Origin of the sequence: Microbacterium paraoxydans (assembly GCF_020524545.1) — a bacterium.
GTDB lineage: Bacteria > Actinomycetota > Actinomycetes > Actinomycetales > Microbacteriaceae > Microbacterium > Microbacterium paraoxydans_C.
The window spans coordinates 121,667-143,789 of record NZ_JAIVLG010000003.1; the positions used below are offsets into that span (position 1 = coordinate 121,667).

19 protein-coding genes are annotated in these 22,123 nt (G+C 67.9%); 11 read left to right on the top strand and 8 right to left on the bottom strand.

The window, feature by feature from the left end; translation table 11 throughout:
* Positions 1-142: 142 nt before the first annotated feature.
* Positions 143-1,285: an AI-2E family transporter gene (locus LC041_RS08655; protein WP_226532707.1), complete on the bottom strand. Its 1,143-nt coding sequence runs from the start codon at positions 1,283-1,285 to the stop codon at positions 143-145.
* Between the two features lie 73 nt (positions 1,286-1,358).
* Positions 1,359-2,240, bottom strand: coding sequence for a mechanosensitive ion channel family protein (locus LC041_RS08660; RefSeq protein ID WP_226532708.1), 882 nt, complete (start codon positions 2,238-2,240; stop codon positions 1,359-1,361).
* Positions 2,241-2,382: 142 nt separating this feature from the next.
* Here LC041_RS08660 and LC041_RS08665 point away from each other — a divergent pair, with 142 nt between their 5' ends.
* Positions 2,383-3,462: a DUF998 domain-containing protein gene (locus tag LC041_RS08665; protein WP_226532709.1), complete on the top strand. Its 1,080-nt coding sequence runs from the start codon at positions 2,383-2,385 to the stop codon at positions 3,460-3,462.
* A gap of 47 nt (positions 3,463-3,509) precedes the next feature.
* On the top strand, positions 3,510-6,056 hold the full coding sequence (locus tag LC041_RS08670) for a LuxR C-terminal-related transcriptional regulator (RefSeq protein ID WP_226532710.1): 2,547 nt from the start codon (positions 3,510-3,512) through the stop codon (positions 6,054-6,056).
* Between the two features lie 29 nt (positions 6,057-6,085).
* Here the strand turns inward: LC041_RS08670 and LC041_RS08675 are convergent, their stop codons facing one another.
* Together LC041_RS08675 and LC041_RS08680 are read right to left on the bottom strand one after the other, a co-directional pair.
* A complete protein-coding gene (locus LC041_RS08675; protein ID WP_226532711.1) occupies positions 6,086-6,529 on the bottom strand; it encodes a DUF6325 family protein in 444 nt (147 codons plus the stop codon).
* Between the two features lie 4 nt (positions 6,530-6,533).
* Positions 6,534-6,920, bottom strand: a complete 387-nt coding sequence (locus tag LC041_RS08680) for a hypothetical protein (RefSeq protein WP_226532712.1) — start codon at positions 6,918-6,920, stop codon at positions 6,534-6,536.
* Positions 6,921-7,081: 161 nt separating this feature from the next.
* Here LC041_RS08680 and LC041_RS08685 point away from each other — a divergent pair, with 161 nt between their 5' ends.
* The 5 genes from LC041_RS08685 to LC041_RS08705 all read left to right on the top strand — a co-directional run bounded on the left by LC041_RS08685 (position 7,082) and on the right by LC041_RS08705 (position 12,945).
* Positions 7,082-8,209, top strand: coding sequence for an AI-2E family transporter (locus tag LC041_RS08685; RefSeq protein WP_226532713.1), 1,128 nt, complete (start codon positions 7,082-7,084; stop codon positions 8,207-8,209).
* Positions 8,210-8,302: 93 nt separating this feature from the next.
* Positions 8,303-8,734, top strand: coding sequence for a DUF6325 family protein (locus LC041_RS08690; protein WP_226532714.1), 432 nt, complete (start codon positions 8,303-8,305; stop codon positions 8,732-8,734).
* A gap of 4 nt (positions 8,735-8,738) precedes the next feature.
* A complete protein-coding gene (locus LC041_RS08695) occupies positions 8,739-9,080 on the top strand; it encodes an SHOCT domain-containing protein (RefSeq protein WP_226532715.1) in 342 nt (113 codons plus the stop codon).
* A 57-nt stretch (positions 9,081-9,137) separates the two neighbouring features.
* A complete protein-coding gene (locus tag LC041_RS08700; RefSeq protein WP_226532716.1) occupies positions 9,138-10,490 on the top strand; it encodes a hypothetical protein in 1,353 nt (450 codons plus the stop codon).
* Positions 10,491-10,611: 121 nt separating this feature from the next.
* Positions 10,612-12,945, top strand: a complete 2,334-nt coding sequence (locus LC041_RS08705) for an arylsulfatase (RefSeq protein WP_226532717.1) — start codon at positions 10,612-10,614, stop codon at positions 12,943-12,945.
* 17 nt (positions 12,946-12,962) lie between these two features.
* On the opposite strand, the gene LC041_RS08710 is transcribed toward LC041_RS08705, so the two are convergent.
* Both LC041_RS08710 and LC041_RS08715 read right to left on the bottom strand, forming a co-directional pair.
* A complete protein-coding gene (locus LC041_RS08710) occupies positions 12,963-13,916 on the bottom strand; it encodes an HAD family hydrolase (RefSeq protein WP_226532718.1) in 954 nt (317 codons plus the stop codon).
* Positions 13,913-15,904, bottom strand: coding sequence for a heavy metal translocating P-type ATPase (locus LC041_RS08715; protein WP_226532719.1), 1,992 nt, complete (start codon positions 15,902-15,904; stop codon positions 13,913-13,915). The genes LC041_RS08710 and LC041_RS08715 overlap by 4 nt, the downstream gene beginning before the upstream one ends.
* A 139-nt stretch (positions 15,905-16,043) precedes the next feature.
* Here LC041_RS08715 and LC041_RS08720 point away from each other — a divergent pair, with 139 nt between their 5' ends.
* From LC041_RS08720 to LC041_RS08730, 3 genes are read left to right on the top strand one after another with little or no spacing between them, the layout of a single operon-like run.
* Complete coding sequence (locus LC041_RS08720; RefSeq protein WP_226532720.1) at positions 16,044-17,465, top strand: ferredoxin reductase family protein; 1,422 nt, start codon at positions 16,044-16,046, stop codon at positions 17,463-17,465.
* Between the two features lie 14 nt (positions 17,466-17,479).
* Positions 17,480-17,929: an FMN-binding protein gene (locus LC041_RS08725; RefSeq protein WP_226532721.1), complete on the top strand. Its 450-nt coding sequence runs from the start codon at positions 17,480-17,482 to the stop codon at positions 17,927-17,929.
* Entirely contained in the window at positions 17,929-18,741 is an 813-nt protein-coding gene (locus LC041_RS08730) for an FAD:protein FMN transferase (RefSeq protein WP_226532722.1), read from the top strand. The genes LC041_RS08725 and LC041_RS08730 overlap by 1 nt, the downstream gene beginning before the upstream one ends.
* On the opposite strand, the gene LC041_RS08735 is transcribed toward LC041_RS08730, so the two are convergent.
* Complete coding sequence (locus tag LC041_RS08735) at positions 18,719-19,693, bottom strand: sensor histidine kinase (RefSeq protein ID WP_226532723.1); 975 nt, start codon at positions 19,691-19,693, stop codon at positions 18,719-18,721. The genes LC041_RS08730 and LC041_RS08735 overlap by 23 nt on opposite strands.
* A complete protein-coding gene (locus tag LC041_RS08740; RefSeq protein ID WP_226532724.1) occupies positions 19,690-20,367 on the bottom strand; it encodes a response regulator transcription factor in 678 nt (225 codons plus the stop codon). Before LC041_RS08740 ends, LC041_RS08735 begins: the two co-directional genes overlap by 4 nt.
* 109 nt (positions 20,368-20,476) lie before the next feature.
* On the opposite strand from LC041_RS08740, the gene LC041_RS08745 reads away from it, so the two are divergent.
* Positions 20,477-22,081 (top strand): DHA2 family efflux MFS transporter permease subunit, encoded by a 1,605-nt coding sequence (locus tag LC041_RS08745; protein ID WP_226532725.1) that lies wholly within the window; start codon positions 20,477-20,479, stop codon positions 22,079-22,081.
* Positions 22,082-22,123: the final 42 nt, after the last annotated feature.

The following is a 22,123-nucleotide window of genomic DNA, read 5'->3' on the forward strand; positions in this document are numbered from 1 at the left end:
CGTTGCACGTCGCCTCCCTCAGTCGCACCCGCTCGGGCGCGTTCGCGTCCACCATCCCACTAGGTGGCGACGACGGCCACAACCCGCGCCTAACCTCCCCCGGGTGATGCCAGGGGGATGGGGGCAACGCTGTCGCGGTGGCTCAGGCGCTCCGCCGAGCCCGTCGCCGCCGACGGCCACGGGGCGGGGGATCCGGTTCGGGGTCGGGAACCGCGGGTACGGCCGTGCGGTCCCCCGAGAGCCACCGCAGCCAGGTGGTCTCCGGGTCGCCCTCGAGGACGAGCGCGCGTGCCGACAGGGTGAGCGGGATGGAGAGGATCGCGCCGAGGGGCCCGATGATGAAGGTCCAGAAGATCACCGAGAAGAAGCTCAGCGTGAGGCTGAGGTCGACCGCGTCGCTGACGAACTTCGGCTGCACGAGGACCTGAAGGACGACGTTCACGATGCAGTACACCGCGACGACGCCGAGGAGGAGCGGCCAGCCGCCGACCGCATACGCGAGGATCGCCGGCGGTACCAGTCCGAGCACGAACCCGATGTTCGGGATGAAGTTCGTCACGAATGCCAGGATCGCCCAGACGACGGGGGCAGGAACGCCCATCCACCACAAGGCCAGGCCGTCGATGATCGCGACGATGGCACCGAAGGTGGCGTTGACGATGTAGTAGCGGCGGATCCCGGAGCCGAGGCGGGTGATGCGCGCGATCACCGCACCCTTCGAGGCGCCGAAGAGTGCGGGGGCCGACCGGTAGCGCGCCGCGTCGGCCGCCATGAAGATGATGTAGGCGCAGACGAAGAACAGCGCGGTCGCGACGCTGAGCACCGTGCCGCCGACACTGCGCACGATGCCCAGCAACGTGGTGGGATCCAACACGGAGGCTGCTGCATCCGAGGCCTGCCCATCCAGGCCAAGGGCTTGCAGCCAGGCGATGAACTCGTCAGCGGTGTTCGCCAGACCTCCCTCCGAGACGAGTTCGCCGGCGAGCCGTGCGAACTGCGTGCCGGCGAGCCACAGCAGGGCGCCCATCACCAGGAGGATCAGGTAGGCGACGGCGATGACGGCGGTCGTGCTCGCCCACCGCGGCCATCCGCGACGGTCGAGGGGACGACGGAGCGGTTCGCAGATGATCACGATCACGATCGCGAGCGCGAGCGGTCCGAAGAGATCACGCACGAAGTACACACCGGCCAGCGTGACCACACTCGCCGCGAGCACCAGGAGCACTCGAAGACTGGGCGAGAGCATCCGATCGGAGGAGCCTCCGGGGGTCGATGAGGTGGTCACGCGGCCAGCGTAGCCGCCGCTCGCGAGGGATCGCGCTCGCCTCGCGGATGGTGCCGCGGACGGGCGCCGGCGCTCAGTACGGCTCCGGAGGGACGAGGGGCGGTGTGCTCTGCTCCGGCGCGACCACCGTACGAAGCCCGGCAGCTTCCAACGCCTCGGCGACCACGCGCACGGTGTCGGAGACGACCGCGGAGCCATGCAGCGGGTGATGCCAGACCTGGAGTTTCAGCATCCACCGCGTCGGTGACACGGAGGTGATGCGCACACGCGGACGCTCGCGCGTGTGCACTCCGTCGACGGTGGTCGCCGCGTCGGTGAGGATCCCGATCACCTCGTCCAGGTCGAGACCGTCGGATCGAGCGATCCTGACGTCCAGTGCGCTTCGCCGCGACCCGTGCCGAGAGTTGTTCACGAGCACGCCGGTGAGCAGTGCGGCGTTCGGCACGTGCACGGTGCGGCCGTCCACCGTGGTGAGGATCACCGCGCGCCCGTTCAGCTCCTGCACCGTACCCCGGATCTCCCCGTCGGGGCCGTCGATCGTGATCTCCTCGCCGATCTTGACCGACTGGCGTGACTGGATCAGGACGCCGGCCGCGAAGTTGTCCGCGACACCACGCAGCACCAGGACGAGGACGACGACCGCGATGGCCGTCATCGCCAACAGCGGCTGCACGTTCGCGCCGAGGAAAGCCAAGCCGACCCCGATGCCGACCAGGAGCAGGGCATACTGCGCGAACCGCGCGGCCAGTTGCGCCACGGAGTCCGAGATGCCCGGCGTCCGGCTCGTGAGCGTGAGGACGCCCTTGCGCGCGAACCGGGACAGGAGCCATCCGACGAGTACGGACAGCACCGCCAGCGCGATCTGGAGGGCGGAGAGGCCGTCGGGGAACAGGTCGTCCAGCGTCACGATCGTGGCACGTTCGGGCTCGTCCGGGTCGTCCGCCTCATACGACAAGGATGCATCGACGCGGTCATCGCGCGTGCGTCGCGGTCACCCCGCGCGGGTGAGTCCGGCGTGTCGGCTCCGTTGCGCGCGCTCACCCGTGACGGATGAATCGAGAGTGCGGGGGCGCGGGACGGAGCAGGACACTTGGCACATGTCCACGACTCCGCCCATGCCGGACCTGCTGACGGCCGCCCGCTCGCACGGAGCGACGAGGGAGCGCGCGCGGGAGGCCATCGGGCTCCAGATCTCGATCTTCGCCTTCATCCTCGCGGCGCTCGTGGCCCTTCCCGTCTTCGGGCTGCGCGCGGCCCCGATCTCCGGCCCCGACTCGCTCGGCCAGTTCGTCGCACTGATGTCTGCGGTCACAGCGATCGTCGTCTTCGTGCTGGGGCGGATCATCGCCGCCGATCCCGCCCGGGGGAAGCGTCTCGGCGTGCTCGACATCATCGACATCGCGGCGTTCGCGTTCGCCCACGCCATGATCGCGCTGCTCGGGTGGACGCTGGCGGCGACGATCATGGAGCAGGGACTCCTCGGAGCCGTGGTGTATCCGATACCCGTGCTGATGCTGGCGGGAGCCGCCGCGGCGCTCACCGCATACATGACCTACTACTCCGCGACCCACCTCGATCTGCAGCTGCTGGCGACGGTGCTCGCGGTCTTCCTCGTGCTCGGAGTGCTCGCGAGCATGCTCACGGCGAGTGACCCGCAGTGGTGGAAGGAGAACCTGAGCGCTCTCGGCATGACCGACGACCTCTCGGCGCGCGCCTTCAATCTGACTTTGATCGTCGCGGGCGTCCTCGTGACGACACTGGCCCGCTACGCGACGAGGGGCATCCCGACCACCCATCCACGCGGGGTCGCCTCGGTGCGGACGTGTCTGGTCATCGTGGGCGTCTTCCTCGGTCTCGTCGGAGTGTTCCCGGTCGATCAGCACTTCGCGCTGCACACGGGCGTGGCCTCGGGCATGGTCGTCGCGTACGCCGTGCTCGTGGTGGCCGTGCGCCGATGGATTCCCGGTGTGTCCCGCACTTTCGTGCTCCTGGGCTACGTGTTCCTCCTGCTGATCCTGCTGCTCTCGTCCTTCTTCGCCGTCGGCTACTACACGTTGACCGCGGTCGAGCTGGTGGCGGGGACGGTCGTCTTCACCTGGATCATCCTCTTCATCCGCACCGCCGATGCGCTCAAGCGCGACGTGGGTCAGACCACGGAGGCCGGGGTGAACACGTGAAGGAAATGCCCTTGAAGGAATGACTGCCGCGCCATTACGTTGGTGCCATGTCGCCCCCCGTACGATCGACGACGCCGGGACCGACGGTGCGCTTCCGACCGCCGGCACCGCAACCAGGCGCCATCCGCCGCGATCGCGTGAGCGAAGCGCTCGGGGCGGCCGCGGCGACGAACCCGCTCGTGGTGGTCAGTGCCCCCAGCGGATTCGGCAAGACCACTGCCGTCGCCGACTGGGCTTCCGGGCTCGAGCAGGTCGCCTGGCTGGGCCTCAGCTCGTTCGACTGCGACCCCTCGCGGCTGACGCAGGGAGTCGTGCACGCTCTGCTGGTCGGAGCCGAGAGAGCAGGGTGCTCGCTGGCCCTCGCGCGGGATCTGGATGACCCGAGCCATGCGTACCAGGAGATCTGCGCCGCCCTGGAGGAAGTCGACGACCGCGTGCATCTGATCATCGACGATGCCCAACGTGCGGGGGAGGACTGGCGTCGGGGCCTCCTCGGCATGCTCGCTGAGCAGGCTCCGGACAACCTGCGGATCGTCCTCGTCGGGACGACGCTGCTCGAGGTCACGCTCTCCCGGCATCGGATCACGCACCCGGGCGCCTTCGTGGGCGCGGAGACCCTCAGCTTCACGGCGCCGGAGGTGGAGCGTTTGCACGCGTCGGCGGCGAACGGTCTCGCTGCCGAGACGATCTTCGAGGAGACCAGGGGATGGCCGATAGCCGTCCGCCTGATGATGATCGGTGGGGCTCGACCGGATCCCGCGGCTCAGAGCGCTTCCGGCTTCCTCGGCGCCTACGTGCGCGAGCATGTTCTCGGCGCGTTGCCACCGGGCGTGGCCGACTTCGTGCTCGACGCCAGTGTGTGCGGTGAGCTGACTCCGGAGCTGGCCATCGCGGTCACGAAGCGTCCCGAAGCGGCCGAGCTGCTCGAGACGTGTGTGCGGCTCGGACTCTTCCTCGACCGATTCGACGGGGCACACGGGGTCGTGTACCGCTGGCACGCATCCTTCGCACGCCAGTGCGCGGAGATCGTGCGTCTCGATGCCGCGCGATCCGCCGCCTGCCATCGCCGAGCCGCGACCGCGCTCGAGACGACGGACCCCATCGCATCGATCATGCATTCGCTCCGGGCCGGGGATTCCGTCACCGCGAGGGACACGTTGCTACGCCACTGGCTGGGCCTCGTCGTGGGCACCAGTGCCGCCGAGGTCGAGCGCACGGCGATCGAGATGCTGCACCGGTCCCCGGATGACGCGCAGGTGCTCCTCGTCCGCGCGTGCGCGAGCGACGTCCTCGGCGACCACCGTGTGGCCCGCGAGCTCTTTCGTCGCGCCGAGGGGACGGTGATCAGGACGTGCGAGGGCGCCGAACCCGCGGTCCTGCTGATCGCTCGGCTGTTCATCGCGGATGAACGCGCCGAAGTCGCCGATGCCAGCGCCAGAGTGCGCCGGATGCTCCTCGAGGAGGACTCGACCGAGCTCGGGGATCGCGCGGCGCTCAACTACCTCCTCGGCTGGACCGAGATCCGTCATCGAGGCAACCCGATGATCCCTCTCGAGTACTTCTCGGTCGCCGCGAGGGAGGCACAGACATCGGGTGACCGCGAACTGGCGAAGCGTTCTCTGGGGCATCTCGCCTTCGGGCAGACCTGGGCCGGGCGTCTCACCGATGCCCGGGTGTCCCTCGCCGCCGCGTACCAGGTCGAAGATGCCTCCCTCCCCTGGAGCACCTACGCCGGAGGGAGCGCAGCGACCGCCTCGGGCTATGTCGCGTACTGGTCGGGCGAGTTCGCCGAGGCGATCCGGGCGTTCGGTACGGTGATCGCCAATGGAGGCTCCGACCGATCCTTCACGAGCGTGGCGCGCATGATGACCGCCTATGCGGCGGCGGAGACGGGTGACGTCGCTGCGTGCCGTCGCGCGGCGATCGGTATCCAGGACATTCCCCTCGAGGTGATCCAGGGGATCTCCTGGCCGGCGTTCCGGGAGTCGTCGGTCGCTCTGCTCGAGGAGGCGGTCGGGCGTCAGGATCGGGCGATGCGGATCGCCAGGAAATACATCCAGTGCCCGGACCTCCCCGTCGTCAACGTCGCACTCGCGGGGGTGCTGCGCCGGGCGGGTGAGTACTCCGCGGCGCTGGAGATGCTGCGCTCGCTCCGGCAGTTCAGCGAGATCTCCTACGTGAAGTCGGCGACGCTGATCACGGCCGCGGTGCTGCGGCGGCACGGCGGTCATCACGACGAGGCGCACGATCTGTGCGAGGCCGCGGTCGCGGTCGCTTCCGGCGAGAACATCCGGGTTCCCTTCGGCCCCCGCGAGACGGCGGTGCGCAAGCTGCTGGGTGAGCACGTCCACTTCGGCACGCAGTTCGACGACTTCATCGGACGCTGCCTCGCGAACGACGCCGCGGGTTCGTTGGTGGAGACGCTCTCGGAGCGAGAGCGGGACGTCTTCCAACAGCTGCAGACCGCGCGGACACTGCATGAGATCGCTCGCGAGTTGGCGGTGTCGATCAACACCGTCAAGACGCATCAGCGCGCGATATATCGCAAGCTCGGAGTGTCCTCGCGGCGCGAGGCGGTGCGCACCACGGTCTGAGCGCCGCGCTTCCGGCGACGCCGGGACATTCAGTGGTGCTGCAGGGCCGTGGTGAGAATCGTGTTCGCGATCGCGGCCGGAATCGGTTGCATCGCGAGGATACTGTCCCCTCGTCGATCGACGTCGCGGGAGAAGCGTTCGCTCCAGGTCGGCTCGACGAGCATCAGCGCCGCGATGGTGCCGACCGGAAGATGCGAGGCGAAGTGCCGCGCATCGTCCTCGCTGACGAGGCCGGGGGTGTCGAGCCCGAGTCCGGCGAGCGCGAACTCGTCGGCATCGATCTCGATCAGTCGCCACTCGACGTCGTCTCGACGATGGATGATCAGGAAGTCCAGGAGGCGTATGGCCCCACTGTCCACCTGCCGGAGCACAGCCTCCAGGATGTTCGGGCTGAGGCGGCCGTCCTCCAGGCGCACGACGACGAACTCGACGTCACCGAGTGCCTGCAGGGTCACACCGACCGCCTCAGCCACGATCTCAGCTCAGCGCGCGTGCCTTGATGGCAGCGAACTCGTCGGGGGTGATGCTGCCGGCGGCGAGGAGTTTCGATGCCTTGTCGATCTCGTCACTGGGACTGGCCCCGGCGACGCTGCGGATGTAGGAGTCCGCGGCCTGCTGCTGCTCCTTGTAGGCGGAAGCGCTGCGTTCGCCCATGCCCTGGCCGCGCGCGATCAAGTAGACGAGCGCTGTGAGGAACGGCACGAAGATGAGGAAGATGATCCAGACGGCCTTCCACCATCCGTTCAGGGCGTGGTCCCGGAACAGGTCCGCCACGATGTTGAACAGCACCATCAGGTAGGAGATGAACACGAAGACCCAGAAGAACCACCAGATGATGTCCCAGAAGCTTGTCCAAATCGACACGTCGGACCCCTTTCATTGGATTTACTGCGTACCGCGATAGTGACAGCGTGACCGCGAGGGAAGGAGTCCCGCTCACCCCTAGCGGGCGACCCCGCGGCCGTCATCAGGAACGGGTGAGGCGGTGGCCGCTCGGTTCGAGCCGTGCGCGTAACGTGCACTCCGTGGACGAGACGGAGCCTTCGGCGCAGACGGAGGGGAAGAGCGGTCGACGTCTGTCGCGCCTGCAGCTCGTGCTCCCGGCGAAGCCGCTGCTGTCAGGTTTCTCGGTCGCGGTGGGCGTCCTGCTCGCGATCGCTCTGGCCGCGACGATCGCCGGCATCTCGACCGTTCTCGTCTCGATCTTCTTGGGAATGTTCCTCGCGCTCGGACTCGACCCGGCCGTGCGTGCCCTCGAGCGCCGGGGGATGGGGCGCGCGGCGGGCGTCGCGGTCGTCGCCGCCGTCTTCCTCGCCGTCGTCGCGGTGATCCTCCTCGTCCTCGTACCGATGACGATCCGCCAGATCTCCGCCGCGATCGAGGCGGCGCCGGAAACCATCGCGGCAGTGCAGCAGAGCGAGTGGTACCTCTCCCTGGAGGCGAACCTCGGTGTCGATCTCTCGTCCGTGGTCGCCGAGGGCCTCCATTCGCTCACCACGCTCTCCTCCTTCCTGGCGATCTCCGGAGGGGTGCTGAAAGCCGGGTTCGGTGTGATCGGAGCGGTGTCGAGCTTCATCATGGTGGTCGTCCTCACTCTGTACTTCGTATCCTCGCTGCAGAGCATCAAGGGCGCGGTCGCCGCTCTGGTTCCGCAGTATCGACGAGCCCGCTTCGCCGACCTGCTGGATGAGGTCACGCGGTCGGTGGGTGGTGTGGTGGCCGGTGGAGTGACCCTCTCGGCGATCAATGCGCTGGTCGTGCTCGTGATCCAGTTCGCGGTCGGCTCGTCCATCCCCGCGGTGATGGCGATCGTCGCGTTCTTCGTCACGCTGGTACCGATGATCGGGTCACTGGTGTTCCTGCTCATCGGGGGTGTCGCGACGCTGTTCGTCAGCCCGATGGCCGCGCTGATCTTTGCGATCGCGTACCTCGTGTACATCCAGGTGGAGGCCTACGTGGTCACCCCGCGGGTCATGGGCAAGGCTGCCGCGGTGCCCGGGGTGCTCGTGATCATCGGCGCGATGATCGGCGCCACGCTTCTGGGCCTGCTCGGCGCCCTCGTGGCGATTCCGCTGACCGCGTCGATCCTCATCATCGTCCGCAAGGTGTGGATTCCGCGCCAGAACAGTCGGACCGAACCGCCGGACGGCTGACCGCTCACCCGGTTGGGGTGAGAATGCGGACCTTCGCGCCGGCAGCGATGCGAGCATGAGCGCACGGTTCGTCACCGTGAGAAAGGACAATCCATGAATGACTTCCGATTCGGCCCCGCCGAGTTCTACCTCGTGGGTTTCGAGGGCGAGCGTCCCGACCCGGCGACGTTCCGGGCGTTGACCGACCTCGTCGACAGCGGCGTCGTCCGGTTGCTCGACTTCGTCGTGCTGTCGAAGTCGGCCAGCGGTGAGGTGGAGATCGTCGAACTCGATGCGGATGACGGCGACCTCGGGCTGGACGATTTCCAGCCGATCGCCGCCGGGCTCGCCGGTGAGGAGGACGTGGAGGCTCTCGCTGCCGCGCTCGATCCGGGGCAGTCCGCAGCCGTCGTCGTCTTGGAGCTCGCGTTCGCGCGCGCTCTGGCGCAGAGCCTCGCTGCGGCAGGCGGGCAGGTGCTCCGGAGCGAGCGCGTCCCCGCTCCCGTCGTGAACGCCATGATGGACATCCTCGAGCAGGAAGGTTGATGACATGCCCATGAGAAGATTCGGTCGCCCCGGATTGATCGGACTGGCCGCCAGGACAGCCGTGGTGGCGGGAACGGCTTCGGCCGTCGGCGGTGCCATGTCCCGAAACCAGCAGCAGCGGGCTCAGGGGCAGTACGAGCAGCAGCAGTACGAAGCCGCACAGCAGCAGGCGCAGATCGACGCGGCCGCGCAGAACGCCGCAGCGCAATACGCGGCCGCCCCCGCGCCCGCGGCAGCGGCACCCGATGACATGGTCGCTAAGCTGCAGCAGTTGGCGGCGCTGAAGGAATCGGGTGTGCTGTCGCAGGAGGAGTTCGTCGCGGCGAAGCAGAAGCTGCTGAGCTGACGAACCGGTGAGCACTGGATCCGGTGCACACGGGCGGGACACGGAGGAGGAAGCCGAATGAGCGAACTGGAGGATCTGCGCGCCCGCGTTCTTCTCCTCGAACAGGAGAACGAGACGCTCAGGAGTTCGCCCGAGAAGTCGCGCAGGCAGCCGGTGGCGAGGAGCATCGTCGCGGGGATCGTGCTCGCTGTCGCCGTGCTGATGGCACCGATCGCGGCGATGGGCACCTGGGCGCGCCTCCAGCTCGTGGACGCCGATCGGTTCGTGGCGACATTCGCACCGCTCGCCGAAGACCCCGATGTTCAGGATTTCGTCGCCGATCAGGTCAGCACCGCGATCCACGAGCAGGTCGACCTCGACGCTGTCGTCGGCGAGGTGTTCGACGGTTTGCGGGAGTTGGATCTTCCCCCTCGTGCGTCCTCCGCCCTCAGCCTCCTGGAGGCCCCGGCAGCCAGCGGGCTGACCTCCCTCGTCGACAACGTGATCCATGATGTGGTCGCCTCGGACCAGTTCGCCGACATCTGGGCGCAGTCGCTGCGTTTCAGTCATGAGCGCGCAGTGGCGATCATGCAGAACAGCCCGGACACTGCGCTGCAGCTCGCAGACGACGGCGTGTTGTCCATCGATGTCGGTCTCGTGGTCGAGCGGGTCAAGGCGGTGCTCACGGAACGCGGGGTCGGATTCGCGGAGTTGATCCCGCAGATCGATCGGTCGATCCCCATCGCGCAGGCCGATGCCCTGGTGCTGGTGCGGACGGTCTACCAGATCGCGGTGGCCGCGGGCTTCTGGCTGCCCTGGGTCGTGCTCGGCCTGGTGGTCGGCGGCATCCTGATCGCCCGTAACCGCCCACGCGCGCTGTTCTGGACCAGTGCAGCGCTCGCCGTCGCCTTCCTCCTCCTGGCCGCGGGGATGGGCATCGGACGGGTCTTCTTCATCGGTGCGGTCAGTCCGTCCATCATGACGGCCGCTGCGGCGCAATCCCTGTTCGATCAGGTGACGTCGCTGCTGAGTTCGACGATCGCTGCGCTGGCCCTTGTCGGAGTGCTGGTGGCGGTGTGGGCGTGGATCGCGGGGTCGAGCCGCAGCGCGGTCGCCCTCCGGGGTGCTCTCGCGAGCGGGTTCGCCGCGATGAGGAGCACCTGGGAACGTCGGGGGGTCTCCACGGGGCGCTTCGGCCTTGCGGTCGACCGCTTCCACGGCCCGATCGTCATCGCCGGTATGGCGCTCGCCCTGCTCATCCTCATCATGACGCGACCGGTCTCGTTCGGTTCGGTGATCGGGGTGTCGGTGGGACTCGTGGTCTTCCTCGTCATCGTCGAGCTGTTGCGCCGTCCGGCACCGGTGCCCGCAGCCGAACTGGCGGATGACGACACGGATATCCCGGTCCCCACGGTGCCGCTCGGTCCGTGAGTCGCTGAACGATCACACGGGCTCACCCCGTGCAGGTGAGCGGCAGGCTCCACGCCGACCGTGGCCAGCGATACTCGACACGTGGCTGGCAGCCGCCTGGCCCCCGATCGAAGGAGTGCAGATGCCGGCGTTCAATTCGGACTTCGCAGGGGAGATCGAGCTCGATGTGCGCAACTCAGTCCCTGACTGGTCGCCATACGAGCTGAAGGCCGCGCCGGACGGGGCTCCCAACGTCCTGATCGTCCTCTACGACGACACCGGCCTCGCTTCGTGGTCCCCATACGGTGGACGGATCAGCATGCCCACGATGGATCGGCTCGCTGCCGGTGGGCTCACCTACACGCAATGGCACACGACCGCCCTGTGCTCACCGACACGCTCGACCATGCTCACCGGGCGGAATCACCACGTCAATCGCGCCGGGGTCATCATGGAGGCAACGAACGGGTTCCCGGGTTTCGCCGGTCGCCTTCCGGCGGAGTGCGCCACGATCGGGCAGGTGCTCCAGCAGAACGGGTACTCGACGTTCTGGGTGGGCAAGGACCACAACGTCCCGGAAGAGGACAACGCTCCAGGCGGCGATCGGTCCATGTGGCCCGTGCAGCTCGGCTTCGACCGCTTCTACGGCTTCTTGGGCGGCGAGACGAACAACTGGTACCCGGACCTCGTCGAGGACAATCACTTCATCGAGGCGCCCGCTACGCCGGAGGAAGGGTATCACCTCTCCAAGGATCTCGCCGACCAGGCGCTGAAGATGATCCGCAACCAGCAGGCGTCCAACCCCTCGAAGCCCTGGTACATGTGGTTCTGCCCCGGCGCGAATCATGCTCCTCATCACGCCCCTGAGGAGTACATCGAGAAGTATCGCGGGAAGTTCGACGACGGGTACGACGCGTATCGGGAATGGGTGCTCGCCCGCATGATCGCGAAGGGCATCATGCCGGAGGACACGGCGCTGACGCCGATCAATCCTCTCCCCGACGATGTCGCCAATCCTGCGGATCACGTGCGCCCGTGGGAGGAGCTGAACGATGACGAGAAGCGTCTCTTCGCCCGTTTCGCCGAGGTCTTCGCCGGTTTCTCCGAGTACACCGATGCGCAGGTCGGACGCATCGTCGACTACCTCGAGGAGACCGGGCAGCTCGACAACACCCTCGTCTTCTACTGCGCCGACAACGGTGCGTCGGGGGAGGGATCCCCGGACGGCTCCGTCAACGAGAACAAGTTCTTCAACGGCTACCCGGACGACTTGGCCGAGAACCTGACGATGATCGACCGGCTCGGATCCGCCGACACCTACAACCACTATCCGACCGGCTGGGCGACGGCCTTCTCCACACCCTTCCAGATGTTCAAGAGGTACTCCCAGTTCGCCGGCGGCACGTGCGACCCGATGGTCATCCACTGGCCGAAGGGCATCGAGGCCAAGGGCGAGCTGCGACACCAGTACCACCACTCGGTCGACGTCGTCGCGACGGTCCTCGACGTCATCGGCATCGAGATGCCGACCACGTTCCGCGGCGTGACCCAACATCCGCTCGACGGTGTCTCGATGAAGTACAGCTTCGACGCGGAGCCCGATGGTCAGACGCAGAAGAAGGTGCAGTACTACTCGATGCTCGGCACGCGCGGAATCTGGGCGGACGGTTGGAAGGCAGCCGCCGTGCATGCGCCGCTGAGCGGGAAGGGCCACTTCGAGGACGACGTCTGGGAGCTCTACAACGTCGCTCTGGATCGCTCGGAGTCGAACGATCTCGCCGAGAGCCACCCTGAGAAGCTCAGAGAACTCATCGCCGCGTGGTTCGAGGAGGCCGAGAAGAACTTCGTGCTTCCCCTCGACGACCGCTCGGCGCGAGAGCTCCTCACGGTCGAGCGTCCACAGGCCGAGCCTCCGAGGGAGAGGTATGTGTACTACCCGGACACCGCCGCGGTGCCCGAGAGCGTCGCGGTGAACCTGCGCGGACGCTCGTACAAGATCATCGCGGACGTCATCCTGGAAGACGGAGCGGAGGGCGTGCTGTTCGCGCACGGATCGAGGTTCGGCGGCCACTCGCTGTTCATCAAGGACAACCGTCTCCACTACGTCTACAACTTCCTCGGCATCCCCCCGGAACAGTCGTTCGCCTCCGAGCCGCTCACCGTCGGGCCGCATACCCTCGGCGTCGAGTTCGTCCGCGAAGGGGCGGGAGAGCATGGGGAATCCGTCGGCACCGCCACGTTGTACGTCGACGACCGGGCCGTCGCCTCGGGACCGATGCGGGCGCAGGTCGGCAAGTTCACTCTGTGCGGTGATGGGCTCTGCGTCGGATGGGACAGTGCCGATCCGGTGAGCCGGGAGTACGGCAACCCGTTCCCGTTCACCGGTGGCAGGCTGCTGGGCGTCGGAATCGATGTCAGCTCGGAGCAGTATCTCGACCTCGAACTCGAGGCAGCGGCCATGCTCTCGCGCGAATAGACGGACGTCGGACGTCGTCAGGACCGTGTTTCCCCCGTGGCAGGCGGGGGAAACACGGTCTCCCAATCGTCCTTCACGCTGACCACCGTGTACCCCTTGTCCGCGGCATCCGCGAGCACCTTTTCGGCACCCGCGTCGTAGGGGATGTCGCCACGCGCCGGGTCGTCATGGTGGACCAGGAGCGCGAAGCCGGAGCGAGGTCCCCGGCGCGCGAAGTCCATCATCGCCGCGTCACCGTTGGAGTTGCCCCCGACGAAAAGCGGCCGGCGACCGATGCGGGTCCAGATCCGGACGGGCTTCTCCGGGCCGTCGTCGAAGAACGCCAGCGACGGCGAGTAGCGAACGGTCGCCTCCGCGTCGTCCCAGGCGAGCCCGAAGGCCGATCCGACGACGCGTTCCGGGGGGATGCCGTAGTTCGCCTGCGTCATCGGGCGCATGAAGTCGCGCTCGCCCCCCGACACGATGTAGCACGTGAAGCCGTGCAGCTCGAGGTACCGGAGCAGCTCGACCATCGGCTGGTAGACGGTCTCGGCGTAGGGGCGGTTCAGGGTCGGATGCTGAGCCACTTCGTAGAACTCGGCGACCGAGCGGGCGTAGTCCTCGACGCTCATGCCGTCGGTGAGCCCGACGAGAGCCTGGATGATGACCTTCAGATCGGAGTCGTCTCCGCCGTAGTGCTTGTCGATGGCCGTGCCCAGCCAAGCGAAGTCGCCGCTCACGGCGGCGAGGTACGGCTGCTTCTGGGCCAGCTCGGGATCGCGCTCGGCAGCGACACGCCACTGCTCCACCACGAAGTGCAGTTGCGTGATCATGGGCTTCTCGGACCACAGGGTGCCGTCGTTGTCGAACACGGCGACCCGTTCAGCGACCGGCACCGCGTGCGGGCCGTCGGTGACGGAAGCGACGAAGTCCTCGATCGCTCGCCGCGTGCGGGTGTCCCGCCATGACGGCAGGGCGGCGTTCTCGGTCATCTCGGTTCCTCGCCTCTCGATCGGTCAGCAGTCGACGGCTCCATGCTGGCATCCCCGTCATGCGTGGCAGCGTGGCTCGTCACCCCTGTCGGGTGAGCGCTCTGAGCAGCCCCGGGGCCCGTCCCCGCCGTCGCGAGCGGGAGAGCCGCGGTCGGACCGCTCAGTGCCCGGAGCGCGTACAGGATGGTCGCGAGGTCGACGAGCTCCTGGACGAGGGCTCCGACCACCGCCGGGATGGCACCCGTCATCGCGACGATCATGAGCCCGACGCTCAGTCCGATCCCGATCCAGATCGCCGTCAGCGCCACCCGCAGGGTGTGCCGGCCGATGGAGAACGCATCCACGACCTTCGCCAGGGAATCGACGAGGATCACGACATCGGCGGCGTCCCCGGCGGCCGTCGCGCCTTTCGCCCCCATGGCGACGCCGATATCGGCAGCGGCGAGCACGGGGGCATCGTTGACCCCGTCGCCGACCATCATCACCGGCCGTGGCTGGAGCTCGGCGGCGAGACGCACCTTCTCGGGAGGGAGCAGCTCCGCACGGACCTCCGTTATCCCCACCTGGTGGGCGACGGACTCCGCTGTCGACCGCACGTCGCCGGTGAGCATCGAGATCCGGTCGACGCCGCTCTCGCGCAGCCACGAGATGACCGCCGCCGCTTCCGGTCGGGGGTGGTCGGCGAGCACGAGCACACCGGCGAAGCGTCCGTCGACGCACACGTACGCAGCGGCCTGACTGACGTCGAGCGTCGCGCGCACCGTGTCGGGCGCGTGGGCAGCCACATACGCCGGTTTGCCGACCACCACGACTCGTCCGGCGATGCGGGCGACGACGCCGTTCGTCGCCTCCTCGCGTGCTTCCTCGGCGGCATGGAGGGGGAGACCACGCTGTTCGGCGGCGCGCCGGATGCCCTCGGCGAGGACGTGCGTCGAGTACTGCTCCGCCGAGGCGGCGAGCTGCAGTATCTCGTCCGCGTCGAAGCTGCTCGTGGGGCGGACATCGACGAGCTCCGGCCGGCCCTGAGTGAGCGTGCCGGTCTTGTCGAATGCGGCCGAACGCACGCGCGCGATCTGTTCGAGGACGGCGCCGCCCTTCATGATCACCCCGGCCTTCGCGGCGCGCGACAGGCCCCCGAGGAAGGCGACGGGAGCCGCGATCAGGAGCGGGCACGGCGTGGCGAGCACGAGCACTTCGGCGAACCTCGTCGAGTCGCCGGAGATCGCCCAGGCGCTGCCCGCGAGCACGAGCGAAACCGCCGTGAACGGGATCGCGAAGCGGTCGGCCAAGCGCACGACCGGGGCGTGGGAGGCCTCCGCTTCGTGCACGAGCGCGACGATCTGCTGGTACTGACTGTCGGCGCTCCTGCGAACCGCCTGTATCCGCACTGCTCGGGTTCCATTGATCGCTCCGGAGAGCACCTCTCCACCGGCGTCTCGGGTCACGGGCATGCTCTCGCCCGTCAGCGAGGACTCGTCGAACGTGCCCGTTCCGCCCAACAGCGATCCGTCGACAGGGACGATCTCGGACGGTCGCACCAGGAGGACGTCGCCGACGGCGACCTGATCGACGGGGACGTCCCTGACCTCGTCCGATTCCGTCGTCTCCGGATGCAGGAGCACGTGTGCGATGCGCGGGGAGCGGTCGAGCAGCGCCGACAGATCACGTTTCGCCCGGCGCCCGGCGAAGTCCTCGAGAGCCTCTCCGCCCGAGAGCATCAGCACGATGATGAGGGAGGCGATGTACTCACCGACCGCGAGTGTGGCGACCATCGCCACCACGGCGAGAATATCGAGGCCGACATGGCCGCGGAGCACATCGCGCACCATCCCGACCAGGGTCCACGCGATGAACACCGCCACATAGGCGGTCGCGATCCATCGACCGAGGTCCGCCGTGTCGCTCGCATGGAGGAACAGCACCCCGACGAACACGAGGACGGTGATCGTGATGGCCGGATAGCGCCACAGCAGGCGGAGAAACCTCATGCCTCAGCTTCCCGCGAACAGGCGCTCGGTGCCAACTGAGGCGCGGCATTGCTCGGGGAATCCCATGGAATCCCTGTGAGTCCGCGAGGGGTCAGCCTTCCTTAGAGCTGTCTCAGAGCCGCATCTCCACGATTGCTGCATGACCACACTGACGGCACGACCCCGAGCATCCGTCCCCTCGAAGCCCCGCGCCTCGGCGCGCTCGGGCCGGCGCCGTGCCCAGGCATGGCGGGCGGGGGCGATCACCGTCATCTGGGCGACGAGCCTCTTCGTTGTGGCGCTCTGGGTATCGGGGGGAGGCATCGCCGCCGTCCTCGGGGTCAATGGGGAGACCGTCACCACGCTGGGGCGACTGACCGGTCTGGTCGCTGCGAATCTGCTGCTGTATCAAGTCCTGCTCATGGCGCGTGTGCCGCTCTTCGAACGCGGATTCGGTCGTGACGGCATCACGCGCATGCATCGCTTCGTCGGGTTCTGGTCGTTCTGGTTGATGTGTGCGCACATCGCGCTTCTCGCCGTGGGGTACGCGATCACCGCCGGCACCGACCCGCTCGGCCAACTGTGGAGTTTCGTCTGGGACTACCCGGGCATGCTGCTGGCGACAGCGGGCACACTCCTGATCCTGCTCGTCGTGGCCACGTCGATCCGGCGGGCGCGTCGGCGTCTGCGCTATGAGTCGTGGCATCTTCTGCACCTCTACGCCTACCTCGGAGTCGGGCTGGCGCTTCCCCACCAGTTGTGGACGGGGGCGGACTTCCTCTCTTCGCCGTTCGCCACCCTCTACTGGTGGTCGCTCTGGATGATCGCCGCGGCGTCGGTCCTCGTTTTCCGGGTCGGCATGCCCGTGCTGCGTTCCACGCGTCGCAGCCTGCGCGTGGCGAGCGTCGAACCGGACGGAGCGCGTGGGGTGACCATCCGCATCGCGGGGAAAGACATCGAGACGCTGGGCGCCCGCGCCGGGCAGTTCTTCGTCTGGCGTTTCCTCGACGGGCCGGGGTGGATGCGCGGGCATCCGTTCTCCCTTTCGGCTGCGCCGGGGAGAGAGCTCACCCTGACAGCCCGGGTGGTGGGCGATGGCACACGTCGGCTGGAGACGCTCACGGCGGGCACGCGGGTCATCGTGGAAGGACCTTATGGCGAGATGACGGGGGAGCGCCGCACCGGGACGAAGCTGCTCCTGATCGGTGCCGGGGCGGGAGTCGCCCCGCTTCTCTCGCTGCTGGAGGCGGAGGACTATGCGCCGGGAGAGGCGACGCTCCTCACTCGCGACTCGGTCGCCGAGGACACCCTCCGCCGAGAGGCGATCGCCGACCTCGTCGCCCGTCGAGGAGTGCGCTATCTACCGTTCGTCGGCCCTCGATCCTCCGGCGCGTCGAGGTGGATAGCGGCGAGCCATGGCGCCTGGAGCGGACCCGACCTCCTGCGCCATCTCATCCCCGACCCCGCGAGCTACGACGTGTTCGTCTGCGGTACGGAGGCGTGGATGAAGGACCTCAAGCGGGACCTCGAGGGTGCAGGATTCCCTGCACACCGAATCCACTCCGAATCCTTCACGATCTGACCGGGGAGCTCACCATGAAGAAGATCCTGTATGCCGTTCTCGCGACGATCAGCGGTCTCGTGCTGCTTTTCAGCTACCGCACGTCGGTCGAAGCAGTCATGCCGACGGCCACCGTCCCAGCCTCGGGTACCACCGCCAGCGCCTCCGACGCGTCTCCTTCCGGGTCATCCGCGGGAGGCGGGTTCACCGACGGCACGTACACCGGTACCTCGTCGCAGACCAGGTACGGGCCGGTCCAGGTGCAGATCACGGTCGCAGGTGGACGGATCAGCGATGTGCAGGCGATCGACTACCCCGACGGCAACGGACGGGACCGCCAGATCAACGGCACCGCGATCCCGCGACTCGTGTCGGAGACGCTGCAGGCTCAGAGCGCCGAGATCCAGATGGTCTCGGGCGCGACCTATACGAGCGACGGGTACCGGTCGTCGCTGCAGAGCGCTCTCGACCAGGCGCAGAGCTGATGCGTGCGGCACAGGAGACGAAGCGCGTGTGGGTCGAGGAGGTCATGGGTATCCCGATGAGCGTTCATCTCGTCTCCCCCTCGACGCAGCACGACGCGCGCGCCGAACAGGCGGTCCGGGCATGTTTCGACGAACTGCACGAGCTCGACGGTGTGTTCTCGACCTATCGGCCGGAGTCCGACATCAACCGCATCCGCCGCGGAGAATTGGCTCTCCTCGACGCCGATCCGCGAGTGCTGGCGTCCGTGAGCGCCTGCGACCGCGCGGAGCAGGAGACTGCGGGCTTGTTCTCGGCCCACCGCCACGGGTGGTTCGATCCCACGGGCTGGGTGAAGGGCTGGGCAGTGGAGGAGGCGAGTCGTCGCCATCTCGCGCCTCTTCTCGACTCGGCGCTCGCGGTCGGGATGAACGCCGGGGGAGACCTGCAGCTGTTCACTGCCCCTGGGGCGGATCGACGCTGGCACGTGGGAATCGCGGATCCGCGTCACCGTGCTCGGACCATCGCCACCCTCGACATCGCGGACGGTGCGGTCGCCACGTCGGGCACCGCCGAGCGCGGGCGCCACATCCTCGATCCCCGCACGGGTGAACCGGCCGTCGGAGTCGCATCCGCCACGATCGTCGCGGATGGGCTCGCGCACGCGGACGTCTGGGCGACCGCCGCCGTCGTCGCGGGAGCCGCGGATCGCTCGTGGATCGCCGCCTCCGCGTCCCGTACCGGCATCGTCGTGGGTGACGACGGGGCGGTGACGCGCTGGCTCGGTTCGACGGTGATCGACGTGAATGAGATCAGCGGTGCACCGGGAGTGTGAGGAGGAAGGTCGTCCCGATCGTGGTCGAGCTCTCGACCACGATCGAGCCGCCGGCCCGTCGTGCCACGTCTCTCACGAGTGAGAGCCCCAGGCCGAAGCCGCGTGGGCGCCCGCTCTCGGCGGGACGGGAGAACCGTTCGAAGACCTGATCGGGCGGGATGCTGTCGATCCCGGTTCCCTGATCGGCCACGCGCACCCGGGCATTCCGGGCATCTCGGTCGATGCCGATGGTGACGGTACCGCCGTGGGGGGAATGCTGCACCGCGTTGTCGAGGAGGGCGACGAGGATGCGAACCAGCGTCACCGACGGGAGCATGACCTCCGCATCGTCGTCGACGGTCACCGTGAGGGTGACGTCCGACTCGTGTGCGAGCGTCGACATCGCGGCGACAGCCGTGGATGCCGCCTGGGCGACGTCCGCCTTTCCCTCGGCGCGGGATTCGCTCTCGGCCGCGATGAGCAGGTCGTTGAGCACGTCGCTCATCGCGTCGGCATCGCGTCGAAGCTCGACGATCCCCGGCGCGATGTCCTCGCCGCGATCGACGCGCCGCTGCAGAACCTGGACGCGACTGGTCAAGGCCGTCAGCGGTGTGCGCAGCTCATGGCTGGCATCGGCGACGAAGTTGCGCTGTCGGCGCAGCGCCTCGGCGAGGGGTCGCACCGATCGGCGGGCGGCGATGGCGGCGACGCCGCCCAGCAGCACGACGCCGATGATTCCCAGCACGATCACGGTCGGCACGATGACGTCGATATCGACGATGAAGTCGTCGCGGGTCCCCGGCGGGCCGCCGAGCCATCCACCGCCGTGCTCCTCGCCTTCTCGGCGCGAGGTCGAGAGGACCACCAGAATGAGGATCCCGATACCGATCGCGACGATCACGCCGGACGCGACTCCCACCCACAGCCCGATCGACAGGGCGGTCCGGCGGACGCGTGCCTCGTCGTCGCTCATGAGGGGGTCCCCGCACGGTAGCCGCGCGCACGGATCGTCTCGATCACTTCCGGCGTCGTCTTGCGCCGTACGTAGTGCACGTACGTGTCCACCGAGCTGTTCGTGTCGCCCTCGTGGAACACTGCTCGGAGAATCTCCTCCCGGCTGAACACGTGCTCCGGGCTGCCCGATAACAGCTCGAGGAGCGCGCTCTCGGTCGTGGTCAACGCCACGCGGAATCCGGACGGGTCATAGATCGCCTGGGAGTCGGGCACGAAGACCCACTCGCCCAGCAGCCTTCGTGCGCTCTCTGTGCGAAAGGCTCTGCGCAGGGCGCGAAGGCGCGCGAGCAGCTCTTCGTAGTCGAACGGCTTCACGAGGTAGTCGTTCGCCCCGCCATCGAGCCCGGTCACACGGTCGTCGACCGTGCCGAGGGCCGTGAGCATCAGGATGGGTGTCGTGATGTGCGCCGTCCGCACCGCGCGCACGAAAGCGACGCCGTCCATGCCGGGCAGTCGCCGATCGACGACCATGACGTCATAGCGCCTGCTCAGGGCGAGCCGCAGTGCGCTCTCGCCGTCGGAGGCGTGGTCCACGTCGTAGACGTCGCCGAGTACCTCGACTGTCAAGGCGGCGATCTCCGCATCGTCTTCGACATAGAGGAGGCTTCCGCGCGGCGCATCGCTGACGTTCATGGCGGCCGTCCTCGGGATTCGTCGTGATCTACGTCCTCAGAGTACGCCCGGCCGGGAACGGGTGAGCTCAAGCTCGCGCAGACTCATTTAGCTAACTAGGCTAGCGATCATGGAAAGGCACGTGCGCTGGCGCTGGCTCGGACTCGTCTTCATCAGCATCGCGGTCTCGCTGATCATCGTCGACTCGACGATCGTCAACGTGGCGATTCCGGCGATCGTCGAGGACCTCGGGATCACCTCGACGGAGGTGCAGTGGGTGCAGGAGTCGTACACCCTGGTGTTCGCGTCGCTGCTGCTGGTGTTCGGAAGCCTCGCCGATCGTTTCGGTCGGCGTCGGGTGATGATCATCGGCGTCGTTGTCTTCGCAGCCGCTTCGGTGTTCGCCGCCCTGTCGCCCGACGGAGGGAGCTTGATCCTCTCCCGTCTGGCGCAGGGCGTCGGCGGGGCGATGATCCTGCCCACCACGCTCTCGATCATCAATGCGACCTTCCGCGGGAAGGAGCGAGGTATCGCGTTCGCCGTGTGGGGTTCCACGATCGGCGGGATGGCGGCCGTCGGTCCTCTCCTGGGAGGGTGGCTCACGACCGAGTACTCGTGGCGATGGGCGTTCGGTATCAACATCCCTCTCGGCGTCATCATCGTGATCGGCGTGCTGCTGACGGTGGCGGAGTCCCGTAGCGATCGCATCGCGCGCGTCGACGTCGTCGGAGCGCTGTTGTCGATCGTGGCGATGGGATCCCTGGTCTTCGGGCTCATCGAGGGACGCTCCTACGGATGGTGGGTCGTCGACACCCGTCCGCAGGTGGCCGGATGGGTCTGGCCCTGGGAGCTGTCGCCGATACCGCTGTTCTTCGCCGTCGCCGTGCTCGCGGTCGTCGGATTCATCCTGTGGGGTCGGCATCGCGAACGAGCGGGACGCTCGACACTTCTGGCGTTGCGCCTGTTCTCCATCCCCTCCTTCCGCAACGGGAACATCGCGGCCGCGGTCGTGTCCCTCGGAGAGTTCGGCATCATCCTCGCGCTGCCGCTGTGGCTGCAGTTCGTGCTCGGGTTCGAAGCCGTCCAGACCGGGCTGCTCCTGCTCGCGCTCGCGGGCGGATCGTTCCTGGCCAGCGGCGTGGCCGGGGCGTCAAGCGGGAGGATCGCGCCCGTGTGGGTCGTGCGCGGCGGACTCATCGCCGAGATCGTCGGCGTTGCCGGGGTGGGTTTCGTGATCGGGCCGGACGCCACGTGGGGGCCGCTCGTGCCGTTCCTGTTCGTCTACGGGCTCGGCGTGGGGCTCGCCACCGCCCAGCTCACCGGGGTCGTTCTCGCCGACGTCCCGGTCACGGACAGTGGGGCTGCATCGGGGACGCAGTCCACGTCGAGGCAGATCGGTGCCGCGCTCGGTGTCGCGGTGCTGGGAACCGTGCTCTTCAGCAGCACGGCTGGCATCCTCGCCTCATCCCTCGACGAGCGGGGCGTTCCCGTCGCGCAGCGTGACCAGATCGTGTCCGCCGTGGTGGACAGTGCGGGCGCGGCGATCGGCGGGCTCGAGTCGAATCCTGCGACCGTCGGTGCCGCGGAGGATGCGAAGGCCGCGTTCTCGGCGGGGACGCGCTATGCGGCGTGGACGGCCGCGGGTTTCCTCGCCGTCGGTCTCCTGGCAACCGTGTCCCTCGGTTCGACCACGGTGCGCGCTCGGTCGGAGGAACCGCGCACCGAGGACGCGTAGTACGCGGAAGACCCCGCCCGAAAGGGGCGAGGTCTTCCGCAT

Bases quoted from the DNA above. Each gene is read 5' to 3' on its own strand.
- LC041_RS08665 (WP_226532709.1), top strand. From the start codon at position 2,383: ATGTCCACGACTCCGCCCATGCCGGACCTGCTGACGGCCGCCCGCTCG.
- LC041_RS08670 (WP_226532710.1), top strand. From the start codon at position 3,510: ATGTCGCCCCCCGTACGATCGACGACGCCGGGACCGACGGTGCGCTTC.
- LC041_RS08690 (WP_226532714.1), top strand. From the start codon at position 8,303: ATGAATGACTTCCGATTCGGCCCCGCCGAGTTCTACCTCGTGGGTTTC.
- LC041_RS08695 (WP_226532715.1), top strand. From the start codon at position 8,739: ATGCCCATGAGAAGATTCGGTCGCCCCGGATTGATCGGACTGGCCGCC.
- LC041_RS08700 (WP_226532716.1), top strand. From the start codon at position 9,138: ATGAGCGAACTGGAGGATCTGCGCGCCCGCGTTCTTCTCCTCGAACAG.
- LC041_RS08705 (WP_226532717.1), top strand. From the start codon at position 10,612: ATGCCGGCGTTCAATTCGGACTTCGCAGGGGAGATCGAGCTCGATGTG.
- LC041_RS08710 (WP_226532718.1), bottom strand. From the start codon at position 13,916: ATGACCGAGAACGCCGCCCTGCCGTCATGGCGGGACACCCGCACGCGG.
- LC041_RS08715 (WP_226532719.1), bottom strand. From the start codon at position 15,904: ATGAGGTTTCTCCGCCTGCTGTGGCGCTATCCGGCCATCACGATCACC.
- LC041_RS08720 (WP_226532720.1), top strand. From the start codon at position 16,044: ATGACCACACTGACGGCACGACCCCGAGCATCCGTCCCCTCGAAGCCC.
- LC041_RS08725 (WP_226532721.1), top strand. From the start codon at position 17,480: ATGAAGAAGATCCTGTATGCCGTTCTCGCGACGATCAGCGGTCTCGTG.
- LC041_RS08730 (WP_226532722.1), top strand. From the start codon at position 17,929: ATGCGTGCGGCACAGGAGACGAAGCGCGTGTGGGTCGAGGAGGTCATG.
- LC041_RS08735 (WP_226532723.1), bottom strand. From the start codon at position 19,693: ATGAGCGACGACGAGGCACGCGTCCGCCGGACCGCCCTGTCGATCGGG.
- LC041_RS08740 (WP_226532724.1), bottom strand. From the start codon at position 20,367: ATGAACGTCAGCGATGCGCCGCGCGGAAGCCTCCTCTATGTCGAAGAC.
- LC041_RS08745 (WP_226532725.1), top strand. From the start codon at position 20,477: ATGGAAAGGCACGTGCGCTGGCGCTGGCTCGGACTCGTCTTCATCAGC.